Annotated in this window: 19 protein-coding genes; 6 read left to right on the top strand and 13 right to left on the bottom strand. The window is 62.2% G+C overall.

Annotated elements, in window-relative coordinates:
- The first annotated feature begins 55 nt into the window (after positions 1-55).
- The gene (gene cmoA, locus R6G97_RS08670; protein WP_070574921.1) at positions 56-799 is read left to right on the top strand and encodes a carboxy-S-adenosyl-L-methionine synthase CmoA; all 744 of its coding nucleotides are present in this window, start codon (positions 56-58) and stop codon (positions 797-799) included.
- Positions 796-1,752, top strand: a complete 957-nt coding sequence (cmoB, locus tag R6G97_RS08665; protein ID WP_090345004.1) for a tRNA 5-methoxyuridine(34)/uridine 5-oxyacetic acid(34) synthase CmoB — start codon at positions 796-798, stop codon at positions 1,750-1,752. Before cmoA ends, cmoB begins: the two co-directional genes overlap by 4 nt.
- Before the next feature lie 68 nt (positions 1,753-1,820).
- Here cmoB and R6G97_RS08660 read toward each other — a convergent pair whose 3' ends face one another.
- Complete coding sequence (locus R6G97_RS08660; RefSeq protein WP_043206477.1) at positions 1,821-2,024, bottom strand: hypothetical protein; 204 nt, start codon at positions 2,022-2,024, stop codon at positions 1,821-1,823.
- Between the two features lie 264 nt (positions 2,025-2,288).
- Between R6G97_RS08660 and R6G97_RS08655 the strand changes: the two genes are divergently transcribed.
- Both R6G97_RS08655 and R6G97_RS08650 read left to right on the top strand, forming a co-directional pair.
- Entirely contained in the window at positions 2,289-2,963 is a 675-nt protein-coding gene (locus R6G97_RS08655) for a heavy metal response regulator transcription factor (protein WP_043206476.1), read from the top strand.
- Positions 2,960-4,342: a heavy metal sensor histidine kinase gene (locus R6G97_RS08650; protein ID WP_090345002.1), complete on the top strand. Its 1,383-nt coding sequence runs from the start codon at positions 2,960-2,962 to the stop codon at positions 4,340-4,342. The genes R6G97_RS08655 and R6G97_RS08650 overlap by 4 nt, the downstream gene beginning before the upstream one ends.
- 43 nt (positions 4,343-4,385) lie before the next feature.
- Here R6G97_RS08650 and pdxJ read toward each other — a convergent pair whose 3' ends face one another.
- From pdxJ to rpoE, 10 genes are all read right to left on the bottom strand, one after another.
- The gene (gene pdxJ, locus R6G97_RS08645; RefSeq protein WP_232111557.1) at positions 4,386-5,108 is read right to left on the bottom strand and encodes a pyridoxine 5'-phosphate synthase; all 723 of its coding nucleotides are present in this window, start codon (positions 5,106-5,108) and stop codon (positions 4,386-4,388) included.
- 62 nt (positions 5,109-5,170) lie between these two features.
- Positions 5,171-5,854, bottom strand: a complete 684-nt coding sequence (recO, locus tag R6G97_RS08640) for a DNA repair protein RecO (RefSeq protein WP_043206473.1) — start codon at positions 5,852-5,854, stop codon at positions 5,171-5,173.
- A 130-nt stretch (positions 5,855-5,984) separates the two neighbouring features.
- The gene (gene era / locus R6G97_RS08635) at positions 5,985-6,887 is read right to left on the bottom strand and encodes a GTPase Era (protein WP_043206472.1); all 903 of its coding nucleotides are present in this window, start codon (positions 6,885-6,887) and stop codon (positions 5,985-5,987) included.
- Entirely contained in the window at positions 6,880-7,569 is a 690-nt protein-coding gene (rnc, locus tag R6G97_RS08630; protein WP_043206471.1) for a ribonuclease III, read from the bottom strand. Before rnc ends, era begins: the two co-directional genes overlap by 8 nt.
- A gap of 164 nt (positions 7,570-7,733) precedes the next feature.
- Complete coding sequence (lepB, locus tag R6G97_RS08625) at positions 7,734-8,588, bottom strand: signal peptidase I (protein WP_043206470.1); 855 nt, start codon at positions 8,586-8,588, stop codon at positions 7,734-7,736.
- A gap of 5 nt (positions 8,589-8,593) precedes the next feature.
- Positions 8,594-10,393 (bottom strand): translation elongation factor 4, encoded by a 1,800-nt coding sequence (gene lepA, locus R6G97_RS08620; RefSeq protein ID WP_043206469.1) that lies wholly within the window; start codon positions 10,391-10,393, stop codon positions 8,594-8,596.
- A 238-nt stretch (positions 10,394-10,631) separates the two neighbouring features.
- Positions 10,632-12,032, bottom strand: coding sequence for a DegQ family serine endoprotease (locus R6G97_RS08615; protein ID WP_371906690.1), 1,401 nt, complete (start codon positions 12,030-12,032; stop codon positions 10,632-10,634).
- A 202-nt stretch (positions 12,033-12,234) separates the two neighbouring features.
- A complete protein-coding gene (locus R6G97_RS08610; RefSeq protein ID WP_043206467.1) occupies positions 12,235-13,200 on the bottom strand; it encodes a MucB/RseB C-terminal domain-containing protein in 966 nt (321 codons plus the stop codon).
- Positions 13,201-13,212: 12 nt separating this feature from the next.
- A complete protein-coding gene (locus tag R6G97_RS08605) occupies positions 13,213-13,803 on the bottom strand; it encodes a sigma-E factor negative regulatory protein (protein ID WP_043206465.1) in 591 nt (196 codons plus the stop codon).
- Positions 13,804-13,834: 31 nt separating this feature from the next.
- The gene (gene rpoE / locus R6G97_RS08600; protein WP_010220971.1) at positions 13,835-14,416 is read right to left on the bottom strand and encodes an RNA polymerase sigma factor RpoE; all 582 of its coding nucleotides are present in this window, start codon (positions 14,414-14,416) and stop codon (positions 13,835-13,837) included.
- A gap of 435 nt (positions 14,417-14,851) precedes the next feature.
- Here rpoE and nadB point away from each other — a divergent pair, with 435 nt between their 5' ends.
- Complete coding sequence (gene nadB / locus R6G97_RS08595) at positions 14,852-16,456, top strand: L-aspartate oxidase (protein WP_102081812.1); 1,605 nt, start codon at positions 14,852-14,854, stop codon at positions 16,454-16,456.
- A 59-nt stretch (positions 16,457-16,515) separates the two neighbouring features.
- On the opposite strand, the gene R6G97_RS08590 is transcribed toward nadB, so the two are convergent.
- Complete coding sequence (locus R6G97_RS08590) at positions 16,516-16,974, bottom strand: protein YgfX (RefSeq protein WP_090345000.1); 459 nt, start codon at positions 16,972-16,974, stop codon at positions 16,516-16,518.
- The gene (locus R6G97_RS08585; protein WP_043206462.1) at positions 16,958-17,212 is read right to left on the bottom strand and encodes an FAD assembly factor SdhE; all 255 of its coding nucleotides are present in this window, start codon (positions 17,210-17,212) and stop codon (positions 16,958-16,960) included. Before R6G97_RS08585 ends, R6G97_RS08590 begins: the two co-directional genes overlap by 17 nt.
- Before the next feature lie 133 nt (positions 17,213-17,345).
- Here R6G97_RS08585 and ygfZ point away from each other — a divergent pair, with 133 nt between their 5' ends.
- Positions 17,346-18,287: a CAF17-like 4Fe-4S cluster assembly/insertion protein YgfZ gene (gene ygfZ, locus R6G97_RS08580; RefSeq protein WP_043206461.1), complete on the top strand. Its 942-nt coding sequence runs from the start codon at positions 17,346-17,348 to the stop codon at positions 18,285-18,287.
- Positions 18,288-18,322 lie beyond the last annotated feature (35 nt).

Raw genomic sequence — 18,322 nt, 5'->3', positions numbered from 1 at the left:
AACGGTCAGGGTTGGCTAAAATGCACGCTCTTTACCACCCCCACCTGGTACTTCCGTGAGCCAACAACCCGACCGCCTCTTCGCCCAGCCCTTGGAGCAGGTGCCCGACTTTGCCTTCAACGAGGACGTGGTGCGGGTGTTCCCGGACATGATCAAGCGTTCGGTGCCAGGTTACCCGACCATTGTCGAGAACCTCGGCGTGCTCGCCGCCCGCTTCGCCCAGCCGCACACTGCGCTGTACGACCTGGGCGCATCACTGGGCGCGGTGACCCAGTCCCTGCGCCGGCACGTGCGTGCCGACGGCTGCCGGGTGATTGCGGTGGACAATTCCGCAGCCATGGTCGAGCGCTGCCGTCAGTACCTCACCGCCCAGGACTCGATGTTCCAGGAACTGCTGCCAGTACAGGTGCTGGAGGCCGATATCCTGGCCCTGCCCTTCGAGCCGGCCTCGGTGGTGGCGATGAACTTCACCTTGCAGTTCATCGCCCCGGACCAACGCCTGGCACTGCTAGGTCGCATCCGCCAGGCGCTGCTGCCCGGCGGCGCGCTCGTCCTCTCCGAGAAGCTGCGTTTTGCCGATGACCAGGAGCAGGACCTGCTCAACGAGTTGCACCTGGACTTCAAGCGTGCCAATGGCTACAGCGAACTGGAAATCGCCCAGAAGCGCAGCGCCATCGAGAACGTGATGAAACCCGACACCCTGCAGACCCACAAAGACCGCCTGCATGCCGCCGGCTTCTCCAAGGTCGTGCCTTGGTTCCAATGCCTCAATTTCGCCTCACTGATTGCCCTGCCATGATCGACCTCTCCCCCCTCGTCCGCCGCCTGGCGGGCACGCCCCTTGCCACGTGGTCCCAAGGCCTGCAAGCACAACTGCACACCAAGCTGGAGAAAGGCCATGGCGATCTCGATCGTTGGCGCGGCGCGCTGGATGCCCTGCCGGATCTGCTGCCCAGCGAGGTCGACTTGCAAAACGGCCTGCGTCTGGACAGCGACTGTGACGATGCCACCCGAGCCCGGATGCACCAAGCGTTGATGGGGCTCTCGCCCTGGCGCAAGGGGCCGTTCGACCTGTTCGGCGTCCACGTGGACACCGAATGGCGCTCTGACTGGAAGTGGTCGCGGGTAAGCCCGCATCTGGATCTGAAAGGCAAACGCGTGCTCGACGTCGGCTGCGGCAATGGCTACTACCAGTGGCGCATGCTAGGTGCCGGCGCCGACATGGTGATCGGCGTGGACCCCAACTGGCTGTTCTTCTGCCAGTTCCAGGCCGTGCAAAAGTACCTGCCGGAGCTTCCCGCCTGGCACCTGCCCTTCGCTCTGGAAGAGCTGCCAGCGAACCTAGAAGGCTTCGACACCGTGTTCTCCATGGGCGTGTTCTATCACCGACGCTCGCCCATCGAGCACCTGCTGGCGCTCAAGGACTGCCTGGTCAAAGGTGGCGAGCTGGTGCTGGAAACCCTGGTCGTCGAGGGCGACGAACACCAGGTGCTGGTGCCCGAGGACCGCTACGCGCAGATGCGCAACGTTTGGTTCCTGCCGTCGGTGCCGGCCCTGGAGCGCTGGCTGCGCCGTGCCGGGTTCAGCGACGTGCGCTGTGTCGATGTCAGCGTCACCAGCGTGGACGAGCAGCGCAGTACCGACTGGATGCGCTACCAGTCGCTCGCCGACTTCCTCGACCCGAACGATCACAGCCGCACCATCGAGGGCCTCCCGGCCCCACGTCGCGCCACCTTGCTGGCACGCAAATAAAAAAGGCGCCCCCGTAGGGGCGCCAGACTCGCCTTCGTCAGAGGAGCGACTGCGAAGGCGGCTACACGTCAATCCTTGGCCAATTCACGGGCCTTCTCGTTCGCCTTGCGCTCACGCGCCACCACGGCTTGCTCTTTGTCGCCATGCAGGCGCTGCTGGTCTTGCCGGAACGCCTCCCAGAACTGCCTGGAACGCTCGGCGCCGCCTTCGGCCATTGCCCCAGAACTGCCCAGGGCGAGTACAGCCAACAACAAGTATTGGGTCAGGTTCATCGTGTTTGCCTCGTGATAACCAGTCGTTCGAGGCCATCGTAGCGAGGCGCAGCTAACGCCAAGGTGAGTCGGACATTACAGTGTTGCAAGACTTGAGCGGCGTTTCGGCACAGACTTGCGCAACGCCTTTCAGCCACATGTCCGGCCCATTACAAATCCGTTATTCAAGCTTTCCGCTCGGTTGCATCCCGTAACATCGGCAACCTTGACCCTGATCTCGCTACAGGGTCGAGAATCGCCACCTTTCATTACACCGAGCTTCCCATGCGCCTACTGATCATCGAAGACGAACTGCGTACCGCTGATTACCTGCAACAGGGTCTGCGCGAGAACGGCTACGTGGTCGACTGCGCCCATACCGGTATCGACGGGCTGCATTTGGCCCGCCAGCAGCCCTATGACCTGGTGATTCTCGACGTCAACCTGCCCGGCCTGGACGGCTGGAGCGTACTGCAACGCCTGCGCAGCGAATCGGCCACGCGGATCATGATGCTTACGGCCCATGGCCGCCTGGACGACCGGGTCAAAGGCCTGGACCTGGGCGCCGACGATTATCTGCTCAAACCCTTCGAATTCCCGGAATTGCTGGCTCGAATCCGCAGCCTTCTGCGGCGCAACGACCAGCATCTGCAACCGAGCACCCTGCGCGTCGCTGACCTGGAACTGGACCCTGGCCGCCACCGCGCCTACCGCGCAGGGCGGCGCATCGACCTGACCGCCAAGGAGTTCGCTCTGCTGCACCTATTGATGCGCCAGAGCGGCGAAGTGTTGTCGCGCACGCAGATCATCTCGCTGGTCTGGGACATGAATTTCGACTGCGACACCAACGTGGTGGAGGTGTCGATCCGTCGCCTGCGGGCCAAGATCGACGACCCGTTCGACGACAAACTGATCCACACTCTGCGCGGCGTGGGCTACGTGCTCGAGGCCAGGCCATGAAACCTGCCAGCCTGTCCTTGCGCCTGGGGTTGTCGGTGACCCTGATGGGCGCCACGCTGGTGCTATTGCTGGCTTGCCTGGCCGTGTTCGCTCTGCAGCACGAACTGGACAGCCGCGCCCGCAAAGACCTGGACCGTAAGATGCTGCAGATCGAACACAATCTGCGCGTCGATCTACGCAACGAGGATCTGGCCCGCCGCGCCCATCCCTTGCTCGATGTGATCATGGGCCATGACAACCTGAGCCTGAGCATCCTGGCGCTCGACGGTCGTCATCCCTTGCTGCTGAGCCTGGGACCTGCGCTGGAAGCACGCCTGAACGAGCTGCCGGTCGGCGACCGGCTGAGCTTCCACGAGTGGCGCGACAGTGCCGATGCCCAGATCCTCACCGCCACCCGCCTGATGCGCCTGCGCGACGACACCACCGTTCGGGTGATGATGTCGCTCAATCGCGCCGACGATAACACCCTGCTCCAGGCCTACCTGAACTCGACATTGTTGGCCCTGCCCTTGTTGCTGGTACTGATCGGCCTCAGTGCCTGGAAACTGATGCAAATGGGATTGCGCCCTTTGCGTCACTTTCGCCGGATTGCCGGGCGCGTCTCGGCCCAGGACCTGGGGCATCGCCTTCCCGACACAGGCTTGCCGGTGGAACTGGCCGAACTGGCCAAGGCCATCAATGTCATGCTCGATCGCCTGGATCAAGGTGTACGCCAGCTCTCGCAATTCTCCGATGATCTGGCCCATGAGCTTCGCACGCCCATCGGTAATCTCATGGGTAAGGCCCAGGTCACCCTGGCCCGGGACCGCGATGGCACCTATTACCGGGAAGCACTGGAGGACAGTGTCGAGGAATTGACCCGCCTCAACCGCATCATCAACGACATGTTGTTTCTCGCCCAAGTCAGCCAACCCCAGGCCCAGGTAATGCTCGGGCCACTGGCCCTGGCTCAGGAAGCGGAGCGGGTCTGCGAGCTGTTCGCCGTCAGCGCCGAGCTCAAGGGGATCGAACTGCATCTGCAGGGTTGGGGGACGGCCATGGCCGATCGCTTGATGTTCCAGCGGGCACTGTCCAACCTGTTGAGCAATGCCATCCGCCACAGCCCGGAGAACCAGGTGGTGACGGTCCTGATCGAACGTCAGGGCGATGAGATACACCTAGGGGTGCGCAACCAGGGGCCAGGCATAGCCGGGTGTCATCTGCCGCACCTGTTCGAACGCTTTTACCGCGCAGGATGCGGACGCTCGCGGCTGGAGGGTGGGACAGGATTGGGACTGGCGATCGTGAAGTCGATCATGCAGTTGCATGGCGGACGAGTCGAGGCCAGCAGCACGCCTGCTGGCCCTACCCGCTTCACCTTGGTATTCCGAGCGCAATGACGGGGGCTGTACCGGCGAAGAGGCCAGTACAGCCGAACGGCAATTAGCGAGAAGCCGCTACGATCAGCGCCTTCATCTCGGCCACAGCCGCCTTGAAACCGACGAACAGCGCATGGGCCACCAGCGCATGGCCGATGTTCAGTTCATTGATGCCCTTGATCGCCGCCACCGCCTCGACGTTGTGGTAGTGAAGGCCATGGCCGGCATTGACGATCAGCCCCTGCCCTACCCCCACGGCCACGCCGTCAATGATCCGCTGCAGCTCTTCGGCCACCTCGGTCGGGGTTTCGGCATCGGCATAGCGGCCGGTGTGCAGTTCGATCGCCGGTGCACCGACACGGCGCGAAGCTTCGATCTGACGCGCGTCCGGATCGATGAACAGCGAAACTTCAGCCCCTGTGCGCGACAGACGCTCCACCGCAGCCTTGATCCGAGCCTCCTGGCCGGCGACGTCCAGGCCACCCTCGGTCGTCAGTTCCTGGCGGGTTTCAGGCACCAGGCAGATATGCGCCGGACGGATCTTCTCGGCGAAGGCCATCATTTCTTCGGTGATGCCCATTTCGAAGTTCATGCGGGTCTGCAGCACGTCCTTGAGCAGCAGCACGTCGCGCTCCTGGATATGCCGGCGGTCTTCGCGCAGGTGCACGGTGATACCGTCGGCGCCCGCTTCCTCGGCATCCAGCGCGGCCTTGACCGGGTCTGGGTAACGGGTGCCCCGGGCCTGGCGAAGGGTCGCCACGTGGTCGATGTTGACGCCAAGAAGCATGCGGTTGCTGTGAGTCACGAAAGGGCTCTCCTGAAAGTTGAGCCCCACAGCATACGATGTGCTCAACGCTTGCGAAACAGTTCCCGGCTCACCAGCGGCTTCGGCCCCAGGTGTACCGCCAAGGCCTGGCGCATCAGGCGCTTGGCAGCGAGCAACGCACCCGGGGCTTGCCAATCGGCCTCGGCCAGTGCCAGCAGCTCTGCCCCGGTGAACAACCCAGGCTGCGCCAGGTAAACCCGCTCCAGGCCCGCATCGACCTGCAGGCGATACAGTCCTTGGGTGTCGATGGGGTCGTCGTTGATATCGTGGGTCAGGGCAAAGGCATAACCTAACTCATCCAACAGGCGCCACTCGAAGGCACGCAACAGCGGCTCCAGGGGCCGACCGGCGGCCAGTGCCTGCAGCGTCAAGGTGTAATGCTCGAACAACGCAGGATGCGGCGCCTCCGCAGGCAGCAGGCGCATCAACAGTTCATTGAGGTACAGCCCGCTGAACAAGGCATCGCCATGCAACCAGCCGCCGATGCCGACACTGTCCAGGCGACCGACGTTCTTCAGCTCCCCTCGCCCACGCAACTCCACCTCCAGCTCCACGAACGGCCGGACCAGGCTGCCCCCCTTGCCCCGGGCACGGCGCAGCACCGCACGTACACGGCCTTGGGGCGTGAGGAAATCCACCAGCGCGCTGGTTTCCTTGTAGGCACGGCTGTGAAGCACGTAGGCCGGCTGGCCGGCGGGTTGTTCCATCAGCGATCTCTGGGGTTTGAATGTGCCTGTGGGAGCGGGGCCACCTTCGAACGCATCAGTGAAACCACTGTCATTCGAAGGTGAACCCGCTCCCACAGGGTACGAGCCAGCTGTCTGTTGGCTGGAGCGGTTACAGGTCGCCGTAGCCCAGCGAGCGCAGGGCGCGCTCATCGTCGGACCAGCCGCCTTTGACCTTGACCCACAGGTTGAGCATGACCTTGGCGTCGAACAACACTTCCATATCCTTGCGCGCGTCCGAACCGATGCGCTTGATGCGCTCGCCCTTGTCACCAATGATGATCTTCTTCTGACCGTCACGCTCGACCAGGATCAACGCATGGATATGCAGCACATGGCCCTGCTGCTTGAATTCCTCGATCTCCACGGTGATCTGGTACGGAAGCTCAGCACCGAGCTGGCGCATGATCTTTTCGCGCACCAGTTCCGCAGCCAGGAAGCGGCTACTGCGGTCGGTGATCTGATCTTCCGGGAAGAAATGCTCGTTCTCGGGCAGATGCTTGGCGATCAACGCTTCCAAGGCTTCGAGGTTGTGGCCTTGCTGGGCGGAAATCGGCACGATCTCGGCATTGGGCAACTGCTGCTGCAGCCACTGCAAGTGCGGGATCAGCTCGGCTTTCTCATCCATGCGGTCGGTCTTGTTGACCGCCAGGATCACCGGGCCACTCACGTACTGCACACGCTCAAGCACCAGTTGGTCCTCGTCGGTCCAGCGGGTCCGGTCGACCACGAAGATGACTACGTCGACATCCTTCAAGGCAGCCGATGCGTTGCGGTTCATGTAGCGGTTCAAGGCCTTGTCGTTGGCCTTGTGCATACCGGGCGTATCGACGTAGATCGCCTGCACGTCGCCCTCGGTCTTGATACCGAGCATGTTGTGCCGGGTGGTCTGCGGCTTGCGCGAGGTGATCGCCAGCTTCTGGCCGAGGATGTGGTTGAGCAGCGTGGACTTGCCCACGTTGGGGCGACCGACGATCGCGACATAGCCGCAACGGGTCGAAGTGTTCTCAGTCATTGCCATTCTCCACGCCAAGGGCGATCAATGCAGCAGCGGCGGCGACCTGCTCGGCGATACGCCGGCTCACGCCCTGGCCACGGCTCTTGTTGTTCAGCAGCACCACCTCGCATTCGACGAAGAAGGTACGGCAGTGCGGTTCGCCCTGGATGTCCACCACTTCATAGCGTGGCAATTCGCAGGCACGCGACTGCAGGAACTCCTGCAGACGAGTCTTGGGGTCTTTGTTGGTGTCGACCAGAGTCAACCCATCGAACTCACCGGCCAGCCAGGCCAGGATGCGTTCGCGTGCGGTCTCCATGTCGGCGTCCAGGTAGATCGCCCCGATCAGCGCTTCGAGGGCATCGGCCAGGATCGACTCCCGCCGGAAACCACCGCTCTTGAGCTCACCCGAGCCCAAGCGCAGGTATTCGCCCAGATCGAAGCCCCGGGCCAGACGGGCCAGGGTCTCACCTTTGACCAGACGGGCGCGCAGGCGCGAGAGCTGGCCTTCGCGGGCCTGCGGAAAACGCTCGAACAGCGCTTCGCCGGCCACGAAGTTGAGGATGGCATCGCCCAGAAACTCCAGGCGCTCGTTGTTGCGCCCAGCATAGCTGCGATGAGTCAGGGCCAGGAGCATCTGGTCCTGATTCTTGAAGGTATAGCCGAGCTTGCGCTCCAGGCGCGCGAGGGAAGCACTCATGGGGCCACCCGTGGATTGTTCAACGCGTTGTTCAAATCAACATCCTGAAAGACTGTTTGGCTGTGGCCCACCACCTTGTGGGCGGCGGAATCTCTCGATCCCTGAGAACACAGCCTATGTCAGAAATGCATTCGGCGCTGTCTGTCAGACAGCGCCGTTGGGTATCAATGGATCAAGCCTACCCGCGACAGGTTGGGGAAGTGGCTGAGCTTGGGCTCCGGCCAGCTCATCCAGACCGCGAAGGCCTTGCCGACAATGTTGCGATCCGGAACCATGCCGTGCAGTTCCTTGGGAATGTTCGGATCGTCCCAGTAGCGGCTGTCGTTGGAGTTGTCGCGGTTGTCACCCATCATGAAGTAATGGCCAGCCGGAACGGTCCATTGCTGGTCCGGCGGCATGCGGTAGCGGCTCATTTCCTTGCGGATCAGGTGCTCGGCCTCGCCGAGTTTTTCCTTGTACAGCTGGGCACTGCCCAGGGTGCCTGGCTCGGTACCGACCAATTGCTCGGCGACCGGCTGGCCATTGACGTACAGACGCTTGTCGCTGGTGTAGCGCACCTGATCGCCCGGCAGCCCGACCACACGCTTGATGTAGTTGACATTCGGGTCGCTCGGGTAGCGGAACACCATCACGTCGCCGCGCTGCGGGTCTCCCACCTCGATGACTTTCTTGTCGATCACCGGCAGGCGAATACCGTAGGAGAACTTGTTCACCAAGATGAAATCGCCCACTTCCAGAGTCGGTTTCATCGATCCCGATGGGATCTGGAACGGCTCGACCAGGAACGAACGCAACACCAGCACGATGAACAGCACCGGGAAGAACGACTTGCCATACTCGACGAGCAACGGCTCCTTGTTCAGGCGCTCGAGCACTGCCATCTCGGGCTGGCTGACGCTGCCCTGGTAGTTGGCGACCGCCGCTCGCCGGCGCGGAGCCAGGAACAGCAGGTCGATCAAGCCCAACAGGCCGCAGACAGCTACGGCGATGACTAGCAACAGCGGGAAATTTAGCGACATAGGACCTAGCTATCCAACCTGAGCACGGCGAGGAAGGCTTCCTGTGGGATCTCCACGTTGCCGACCTGCTTCATGCGTTTCTTACCGGCCTTCTGCTTCTCCAGCAGCTTCTTCTTACGGCTGACGTCACCGCCGTAGCACTTAGCCAGTACGTTCTTTCTGAGCGCCTTGACGGTCGTACGGGCGACGATCTGGCCACCGATGGCTGCCTGGATCGCCACATCGAACATCTGCCGAGGGATCAGCTCCTTCATCTTCTCAGTCAGCGCACGGCCCTTGTAGTGGGCATTGTCGCGGTGAACGATCAGCGCCAGGGCGTCTACCTTGTCGCCGTTGATCAGCACGTCCAGCTTGACCAGGTTGGCCGACTGGTAGCGATCGAAATGATAGTCCAGCGAAGCGTAACCGCGGCTGGTGGACTTGAGTTTATCGAAGAAGTCCAGCACCACTTCGTTCATCGGCAGGTCGTAGCGCACCTGTACCTGGCTGCCGAGGAACTGCATGTCGCGCTGCACGCCACGCTTCTCGATGCAGAGGGTGATGACGTTACCCAGGTGCTCCTGAGGCACGAGGATGGTGGCGGTGACGATTGGCTCACGGAAGTCCTGGACCGCAGAAACATCCGGTAGCTTAGATGGGTTGTCGACGTAGATGGTCTCACCGGTCTTGAGCACCAGCTCGTAGATCACGCTCGGCGCGGTGGTGATCAGGTCCAGGTCGTATTCGCGCTCCAGGCGCTCCTGAATGATCTCCATGTGCAACATGCCGAGGAAGCCGCAACGGAAGCCGAAGCCCAGTGCGTCGGAGCTTTCCGGCAGGTATTGCAGCGAGGAGTCGTTCAGGGTCAGCTTCGACAGTGCGTCGCGGAAATCTTCAAAATCGTCGGAGCTGACCGGGAACAGGCCGGCATAAACCTGCGGCTGGATCTTTTTGAAGCCTGGCAGCACTTCGACCTCTGGGGTCGAGGACAGGGTCAGGGTGTCACCGACCGGTGCCCCGTGAATGTCTTTGATGCTGGCGATGATGAAGCCCACCTCGCCCGCCTTGAGGTCGGCGGTCTGCGTGTGTTTCGGGGTGAAGACACCGACGCTGTCCACCAGATGCACCTTGCCGGTGGACTTGACCAGGATCTTGTCCCCTTTCTTGACCCGGCCATGACGCACGCGGACCAGGGAGACGACGCCCAGGTAATTGTCGAACCAGGAATCGATGATCAGTGCCTGCAGAGGAGCATCGATTTCGCCTTCCGGGGCGGGAATGGTCTGCACCAGACGCTCGAGGACCTCATCGACGCCCATGCCGCTCTTGGCGCTGCATGCCACGGCATCGGTGGCGTCGATGCCGATGATCTTCTCGATCTCGTCCTTGACGCGGTCTGGGTCGGCCTGGGGCAGGTCCATCTTGTTAAGCACCGGCATGACCTCCAGGCCCTGCTCGATAGCGGTGTAGCAGTTGGCCACGGACTGGGCCTCGACACCTTGACCGGCGTCCACGACCAGCAGCGCGCCTTCGCACGCGGCCAGGGAACGGCTGACTTCATAGGTGAAGTCGACGTGGCCGGGAGTATCGATGAAGTTCAGCTGGTAGACCTTGCCGTCCTGGGCCTTATAGCTCAGCGTGACGCTGTGGGCCTTGATGGTGATCCCGCGCTCACGCTCCAGATCCATGGAGTCGAGGACCTGGGCTTCCATTTCGCGTGCCGACAGGCCACCGCACATCTGGATGAAACGGTCGGCCAGCGTCGACTTGCCATGGTCGATGTGGGCGATGATGGAGAAATTGCGGATATGACTCAAATCACTCACGGGTCAACACTCGAAAAGGCTGCGAGCCGGACGCCCGCCGAAAAATAGCCGGGAATTGTACCTTAAGCCGCAGGGATATGGGAGATTCCAGATCAAGCGACATGGTAACGAGCGCTGCCCTGTAGGAGCCCCGAATTGCGCGCGCCCGAGCTACCCGCAACCTTTGGATGAGGGGCGACAACGGAATATTTCATGAAAAAGGGCAGCCGAAGCTGCCCTTTCCTATGCAGTGCGCAGATTATTCCGCCAACTTGAAGGTAATGAAGCTGGCTCGGCCCTGACGCAGCACGCGCATCGACACCGAACGATTCTTCGGCAGATCCTTGGCAATTTCGGTGAACTGCTTGGCCGAAGCGATCGCCTGGTTGTTCAGGTGACTGATGACATCGCCAGGACGCAGGCCAATCAACGCCGCCGGACCATCCTGGACCTCCTTGATGACCACGCCGCCCTTGAGTTCCAGGGACTTTTTCTGCTCGGCGGTCAGGTCGGCCACGGAAACGCCCAGACGGTTGCTGTTGCGTTCTGCGCCGGCTCCAGCGCCGGTACCGATGTCCGCATCGTCCTCGGGCAGCGCGCCGATGGTGATATCCAGATTCTGGCGCTTGCCGTTGCGGATGATCTCCAGACGAGCCTTGGCGCCGTCCTTGAGGCTGCCGACCAAGTGCGGCAGGTCGGCCGACATGATGATCGGCTGGCCATTCATGCTCAGAATCACGTCCCCTACCTGCAAGCCACCCTTGGCTGCCGGACCGTCCTCTAGCACTTGGGCGACCAAGGCACCGGCTGGCTTGTCCAGACCGAAGGATTCAGCCAGGTCCTTGTTGACCTCCTGGATCACCACGCCAAGCCAGCCACGACTGACCTTGCCGTCCTTCTTCAGCTGATTGGAAACATCCAGCGCCACATCGATCGGGATAGCGAACGACAGCCCCATGAAGCCACCGGAACGGGTGAAAATCTGCGAGTTGATGCCCACCACCTCGCCATTCATGTTGAATAGCGGGCCACCGGAGTTACCCGGGTTGATCGCCACGTCGGTCTGGATGAACGGGACATAAGTGTCGTTGGGCAGGGTCCGCCCCTTGGCGCTCACGATGCCCTTGGTCACCGAATGGTCGAAGCCGAACGGCGAGCCGATCGCCAGCACCCACTCACCGACCTTGAGCTTTTCGGAGTCGCCGAGCTTGACGGTCGGCAGGTTCTTGCCTTCGACCTTGAGCAAGGCCACGTCTGTGCGCGGATCGGTACCGACCAGCTTGGCCTGCAGCTCGCTGCGGTCGGACAGACGCACGATGATCTCATCGGCATCGGCGACCACATGGTTGTTGGTCAGCACATAGCCATCGCTGGAGATGATGAAGCCCGAACCGAGCGACTGGGCTTCTCGTTGACGGTCACCACGGGGCGAGCGTGGCACTTGCGGCATGTTGCGCTCGAAGAACTCGCGGAACATCGGCGGCAGGCCTTCCAGGTCCGGCATCTGCCCTGCGGCGACACGGCGGTCCGGCAGCTTCTGCTTGGTACTGATGTTCACCACAGCAGGCGAGGCCTGCTCGACCAGGGTGGTGAAGTCCGGCAGGGCTTCCTCGGCCTGGGCGGTGAGCACCTGGCCAAGCATCAGCACGGCGGCGAACATCGATAGGTAGGATTTCAAGCGTGGTATTGACATACGGCTCCCGTCACAACGAGCGTAGTTAACAAAGTGAGGCCTTTGCACAAGCAAGAAAGGCCAGACCCCGAGAAGCCTGACCTATAGAAAATTTACGAAGGGATTGCAAATGACAATGCTTTAATTTCATGTCAGAAGCATGCCCTACGAGATGTAGGAAGGCGCGCTATCACTGACGCGCCTGGGCATCCTGGGCCCGCATGGACAGGGCGACACGCTCGGCGGTTCCCAAGGGAATCTCGCCAACCACAGTGACCATGACCTTGCCCTTGGGCGTGTTGAGACGACGCGACACGGCGACGGTAGGCCCTAACTGCGCACGGGTATCCGGTCCGGCATCATCGCTCACCGGCTCCAGGAACACCGAGAAGCGTGCCAAGCCATCGTCATACATGAGGCTGCTGACCATGCTGTCACGCACCGGGTCCCGGCGCACGGAGCTGTTGATCAATTCGAAGCCCGGCGGCAACCAGTCCGAACGCCAGGCAGAGGCAGCGTCGGAATGCGCGGCTGCGACGTGCTCGACCGGCTTGCACGAAGAACTGGCGCGCAGGTCGTCATCGCTGGGTAGATCGTCGGTATCCAGGCGGGTCATCTGGAAGCGCTCGAGCAGCTGGCCCTTGTCGTTGATCATCAACGAGCGCAAGGGCAGTCCAGTGCGGCGATCCAAATGCAGTTCGAAAGCGTAGCGATGCTGGTCTCGCGGCGTGAGCGTCACGATCACGGCATCGCGCCCGGCAACCCGGGACTTGCCTGCGACGCTCAGGTCGTACCAGCTCATCAGTTTCAGAGGATCGAGCACACGGGGCGCGGAGTCCGGCGGGGTTCCTACGCGGCTAACCAGGGAGCCGCTGACGCACTGGACCTTGCCATCGACCCGCACGATTTCCTGGGTCGCCCCATCGAGCTGCAACAAACGCTCGCTGACCTTGCCGTCCTGGACGCGGTGCCAGATATCGTGTGAGGAGAAGCTGCCATTACGTTCGTAGACGAAGGAACCCTGGTAACTCTGTTCTCGCTCGGCCTGTGCCAGCTTGTTCAGCCACTCGCTCGCCTCGGGCGAGGAGTTGGCCGCCAAGGCCGGCACCATCATGCAACTGCCAAGCAGAAGCGTCAGGAGAGGTAGCGCGCGCATGATCCTCCTTACTTAACGGTTTTCCAGGCTGGCGGCGCGTGCATAGGGCAGAGCGGTCTCAGTACCCTTGAGCGCAGATTCCTGGGCATGCTGGCGCAGATACCCTGGCAGACGCTGATCCCAGCCGGCCTGGTTCTGCAGCACGCCGTTGGCCATCGGCCCGGTCGGTTGCTCACTGCTCTCACTATAGCCTGCCAAAACGGCGGGGCCCTGTGCTTGTGGCACGCTCAGCCCTTGCTGGACAGGCTGCTGGGCAGCGAGCTCGGCACCGGTGATTTCGTCCTGGTTGTACAGGCGCACGCCAGCCAGCACGGCAACGGTCACCGAGGCGGCTACAGCCAGGCGACCAATGGTGCGCCATGGGCCTTGCTTGACCTTGGCAGGCACGGCTTCGTCGGCCAGCGCTGCGGATACCGCCGAGGCGATATCGAGCTTGGGCAGTACCAGCTCGTTGTGCATCGCTGCGCGCGCTACTTGGTAGCGGGACCAGGTGGCACGGGTTTCAGGATCGTCGACGGCGTTCAACACGCGACGCAGTTCAAGTTCGTCCGCTTCGTTATCCATCACCGCGGACAGCGATTCCTGCAAAGCTTCACGACTCATGGCGGTTCCTCTCTTGGCTGTCGCCGCTGTCTCAGGTTTCCTGCAACAAAGGCTGCAGGGCTTTATCAATGGCCTCCCGAGCGCGGAAAATTCGAGAGCGCACGGTACCTACCGGACATTGCATGACACTGGCAATGTCTTCGTAACTCAGTCCGTCGAACTCACGTAGGGTCAATGCCGTGCGCAGGTCCTCGGGCAGTTGCTGGATGGTGCGATGGACGGTGCCTTCGATTTCATCCCTCAACAACGCGCGCTCTGGAGACTCGAGATCCTTGAGGCCATGATCGCCGTCGTAAAACTCCGCATCCTCGGAGCTCACATCACTGTCTGGTGGCCGTCTTCCGCGGGACACCAGGTAGTTCTTCGCCGTGTTAATGGCGATGCGGTACAGCCAGGTATAGAAAGCACTGTCACCGCGAAAATTTCCTAGCGCCCGGTAGGCCTTGATGAAAGCCTCCTGCGCCACATCCTGGGCCTCGTGGGTGTCGTGTACGAACCGCACGATCAACCCGAGAATCTTGTGCTGATACTTCAGCACCAACAGATCGAACGCTCGCCTGTCGCCGCGCTGCACGCGCTCGACAAGCTGCTGATCCTCTTCCTGGGTTAGCATGAACACTCCTCAGTGGTCTCGAAGGAGCGTTGCAACAGCCATCGTTCAGGCTTGCAACCATAGACTCGGCCTTTGCGCAAAAGTTCTCCCCTCCAAGCAAGTTTCCTGCGGCCCTTGGTCGGCTCGCACGAAAGACGCAGCGCGGTCACGGCCGGCTGCGTCGATAATCTGATTTCGAATACGCAGGTGTCAGCCCCGAAAGAGCTACCGCCATGCGTCGCCGTGGCATTTGGTGGCGTGCGGGCAGCCTTCTTAGGATTTCCACCGGTATCGGAAAGTTCCCATAAAGATCGCGACGCCGGTGCAGATGCCATTGGAAATCAGACACCTGTGACTGCTATAAAGGCAGCCGGACAGGCTTAACGATAGTTTCACAATGCCATCTGCGCATGACTATTGTGCCGCTCCCCTTCCCAAGATTACTAGTGTCAAGACATGAGCCAACAATTCCAACACGATGTCCTGGTGATCGGCAGCGGCGCCGCTGGCCTCAGCCTGGCACTGAACCTTCCCAGCCGCTTGCGCATCGCCGTGCTGAGCAAGGGCGACCTGGCCAATGGTTCGACCTTCTGGGCCCAGGGCGGCGTAGCCGCGGTCCTGGACAACACCGATACCGTCCAGTCCCATGTCGAGGACACGCTCAATGCCGGCGGCGGCCTCTGCCATGAAGATGCCGTGCGCTTCACCGTCGAGCACAGCCGCGAAGCCATCGAGTGGTTGATCGAACAAGGGGTGCCCTTCACTCGCGACGAGCATTACAGCGTCGATGACGGCGGCTTCGAGTTCCATCTGACCCGTGAAGGAGGTCACAGCCACCGACGCATCATTCATGCCGCCGACGCAACGGGCGCCGCGATTTTCACCACTTTGCTGAACCAAGCACGCCAACGGCCGAACATCGAGCTGCTGGAACAGCGCGTCGCGGTCGACCTGATCACCGAGCGTCGTCTGGGCCTGCCAGGCGAACGTTGCCTGGGCGCCTATGTACTGGACCGCAATACCGGCGAAGTCGACACCTTCGGTGCGCGCTTCACCGTGCTGGCCACCGGCGGTGCGGCCAAGGTCTACCTCTATACCAGCAATCCCGACGGTGCCTGCGGCGATGGCATCGCCATGGCCTGGCGCGCCGGCTGTCGGGTGGCCAACCTGGAATTCAACCAGTTCCACCCCACCTGCCTGTACCACCCGCAGGCCAAGAGCTTCCTGATCACAGAGGCCCTGCGCGGCGAAGGCGCCCTGCTGCGCCTGCCCAATGGCGAACGCTTCATGCCGCGCTTCGACCCCCGCGAGGAGCTCGCGCCCCGAGATATCGTCGCCCGCGCCATCGACCACGAAATGAAGCGTTTGGGCGTTGATTGTGTCTATCTGGACATCAGCCACAAGCCAGCCGACTTCATCAAGAATCACTTCCCTACGGTCTATGAACGCTGCCTGGCCTTCGGTATCGACATCACCCGCCAGGCGATTCCGGTGGTCCCGGCCGCCCATTACACCTGCGGCGGCGTGATGGTCGATGATCGCGGCCATACCGATGTCCCCGGCCTGTACGCCATTGGCGAAACCAGCTTCACTGGCCTGCACGGGGCCAACCGCATGGCCAGCAATTCGTTGCTCGAATGCTTCGTCTATGGCCGTGCCGCTGCCGCCGACATCGAGGCGCACCTTGATGAAGTGCAGGCTCCGACCGCCCTGCCCTGCTGGGACGCAAGCCAGGTTACCGACTCGGACGAGGACGTGATCATTGCGCACAACTGGGACGAACTGCGGCGCTTCATGTGGGACTACGTAGGTATCGTGCGCACCAGCAAACGCCTGCAACGAGCCGAGCATCGGGTGCGCCTGCTGCTCGACGAGATCGACGAGTTCTACAGCAACTACAAGGTCAGCCGCGACCTGATCGAACTGCGTAACCTGGCCCAGGTCGCCGAGCTGATGATCCGCTCAGCCATGCAGCGTAAGGAAAGCCGCGGGCTGCATTACACACTGGACTATCCGGGAATGCTGCCCGAGGCCAAGGACACCATCCTCAGTCCGGTCTGAACTGACGCGTTCGCGGTTCGACCCGCTCCCACAGAACCCTGCGAGCCCTATGGGAGCGGTTATTGCACTGAAACCTCGGCCCAGCGCCTGCGGCTGAACTTCAACCTCACGCGCAAACGCCGATGCTGATCCGCATCCAGGGCATCGCGCGGTACGCACTGGCTCTCGCCAAACCAGCGTCCCGATCTGACAAAGCGCAGCACAACCAGACCTGGCATCGCCACGCTATCCCGACACAACCTCACCTGCTGCCATCCTCTGGCACGGCTGAACAGCCGCCAGCCGGTTCGATCACGGCGCAGGCCAGTGATGGCCTCGGGATGGGTCAGCAAGATACGACGGGGGATGGCCCAGCAGGCGTGGGCAAGGCAAGCAAGGACGAGGGGAACGCTCAACCACCAGGGCTGCGCGCTCAGGACCATGGCCCAGAGTGCGAGCACCTGGCAGGTCAGGTAGGCCGCCAGCAGCAGGCGCGAGCCTCGCCAGCGGCACTCGAAATGCTCACTTGGGCTGGACACGGTCCAGGATGATGCGAACCATGCGTTGCAGCTCAGGGTCGTCGGACTCGGTGCGCTCCATGAACCAGCCGAACATGTCCTGGTCTTCGCAGGTCAGCAGGCGACGGTACAGCTCGCGGTCCGCTTCGCTCAGGGTGGGGTAGACCTCCTGGGTGAATGGCACCAGCAGTACGTCCAGTTCCAGCATGCCGCGGCGGCTGTGCCAGAAAAGCCGGTTGAGTTCAGTTTGTTCGACCATGGGGCCCTCCTCGAATGGGTCGCCAGTATACAGCGGGGCGCTCGCGGGGGCACAAGGCGTTGGTCTAGTCACCTACCTATTTTGTTACCGGCGTTCTATGATGGCCGCCAGTCTCAAGCAACCGCGATGACCCATGGCCGATTCCGCTTTCTTCTGTCCCCTGTCCCACGAGGGCATCCTCGCAGTCCGCGGCTCCGATGCCGGCAAGTTCCTGCAAGGCCAGCTGACCTGCAACATCAACTACCTGAGCCAAGAGCACGCGAGCCTCGGCGCCCGGTGCATGGTCAAGGGCCGCATGCAGTCGAGCTTCCGCATTCTCCCCGAGGGCAACGGTTACTTGCTGGCCATGGCCAGCGAGCTGCTCGACGCGCAACTGGCCGACCTCAAGAAGTACGCTGTCTTCTCCAAGGCTACCTTGACCGATGAGAGCGCCGCGTGGGTCCGCTTCGGCCTGACGCAAGGCGATGCCGCGCTAAACGCGCTGGGCTTGGCCACGCCGACCGAAGCTGGCGCCACGGTACGCCACGACGGCCTGATCGCCATTGGCGTCAGCACCGGCCGTGTGGAGCTCTGGGCGCCCGCCGCGCAAGCAGACACCGTGCGCCAGACCCTCGCCACTCACCTGACCGAAGGCAGCCTCAACGACTGGCTGTTGGGCCAGATCCGTGCCGGCATCGGCCAGGTCATGGGCCCCACCCGTGAACTGTTCATCCCGCAGATGATCAATCTGCAGGCGGTCGATGGGGTGAGCTTCAAGAAAGGCTGCTACACCGGCCAAGAGATCGTCGCGCGTATGCAGTACCTGGGTAAGCTCAAGCGCCGACAGTACCGCTTGGCCCTGGCCCAGCGGGACGTGCCCGCCCCTGGTGCCGAGATCTTCTCGCCCACCCACGGTTCGTCGGTGGGCGAAGTGGTCATCGCCGCCAGCACCGGTGACGGCTGCGAACTGCTCGCCGTGCTCAGTGCCGAAGCCGTGGCAGACGACAACCTGCACCTGGCTAGCCTCGAAGGCCCGCGCCTGACACTGCTGGACCTGCCCTATGAACTGGACCGCGACCGGGAAATCCTTCGCTGACCAGCCTGCCCCGCTGCCCTGCGGGGTCGCACCAC

This window comes from Pseudomonas sp. HTZ2 (genome assembly GCF_033173945.1).
Classification (GTDB): Bacteria; Pseudomonadota; Gammaproteobacteria; order Pseudomonadales; family Pseudomonadaceae; genus Aquipseudomonas; species Aquipseudomonas guariconensis.
The sequence above is the reverse complement of the archived record's forward strand: the minus strand, read 5'-3'. Positions and strand labels throughout refer to the sequence as shown.

Bases quoted from the DNA above. Each gene is read 5' to 3' on its own strand.
- ygfZ (WP_043206461.1), top strand. From the start codon at position 17,346: ATGGCCGATTCCGCTTTCTTCTGTCCCCTGTCCCACGAGGGCATCCTC.
- recO (WP_043206473.1), bottom strand. From the start codon at position 5,854: ATGGAACAACCCGCCGGCCAGCCGGCCTACGTGCTTCACAGCCGTGCC.
- R6G97_RS08655 (WP_043206476.1), top strand. From the start codon at position 2,289: ATGCGCCTACTGATCATCGAAGACGAACTGCGTACCGCTGATTACCTG.
- pdxJ (WP_232111557.1), bottom strand. From the start codon at position 5,108: ATGCTTCTTGGCGTCAACATCGACCACGTGGCGACCCTTCGCCAGGCC.
- cmoB (WP_090345004.1), top strand. From the start codon at position 796: ATGATCGACCTCTCCCCCCTCGTCCGCCGCCTGGCGGGCACGCCCCTT.
- R6G97_RS08650 (WP_090345002.1), top strand. From the start codon at position 2,960: ATGAAACCTGCCAGCCTGTCCTTGCGCCTGGGGTTGTCGGTGACCCTG.
- R6G97_RS08605 (WP_043206465.1), bottom strand. From the start codon at position 13,803: ATGAGTCGTGAAGCTTTGCAGGAATCGCTGTCCGCGGTGATGGATAAC.
- rpoE (WP_010220971.1), bottom strand. From the start codon at position 14,416: ATGCTAACCCAGGAAGAGGATCAGCAGCTTGTCGAGCGCGTGCAGCGC.
- R6G97_RS08610 (WP_043206467.1), bottom strand. From the start codon at position 13,200: ATGCGCGCGCTACCTCTCCTGACGCTTCTGCTTGGCAGTTGCATGATG.
- R6G97_RS08585 (WP_043206462.1), bottom strand. From the start codon at position 17,212: ATGGTCGAACAAACTGAACTCAACCGGCTTTTCTGGCACAGCCGCCGC.
- lepB (WP_043206470.1), bottom strand. From the start codon at position 8,588: ATGTCGCTAAATTTCCCGCTGTTGCTAGTCATCGCCGTAGCTGTCTGC.
- R6G97_RS08615 (WP_371906690.1), bottom strand. From the start codon at position 12,032: ATGTTCGCCGCCGTGCTGATGCTTGGCCAGGTGCTCACCGCCCAGGCC.
- rnc (WP_043206471.1), bottom strand. From the start codon at position 7,569: ATGAGTGCTTCCCTCGCGCGCCTGGAGCGCAAGCTCGGCTATACCTTC.
- era (WP_043206472.1), bottom strand. From the start codon at position 6,887: ATGACTGAGAACACTTCGACCCGTTGCGGCTATGTCGCGATCGTCGGT.
- R6G97_RS08660 (WP_043206477.1), bottom strand. From the start codon at position 2,024: ATGAACCTGACCCAATACTTGTTGTTGGCTGTACTCGCCCTGGGCAGT.
- nadB (WP_102081812.1), top strand. From the start codon at position 14,852: ATGAGCCAACAATTCCAACACGATGTCCTGGTGATCGGCAGCGGCGCC.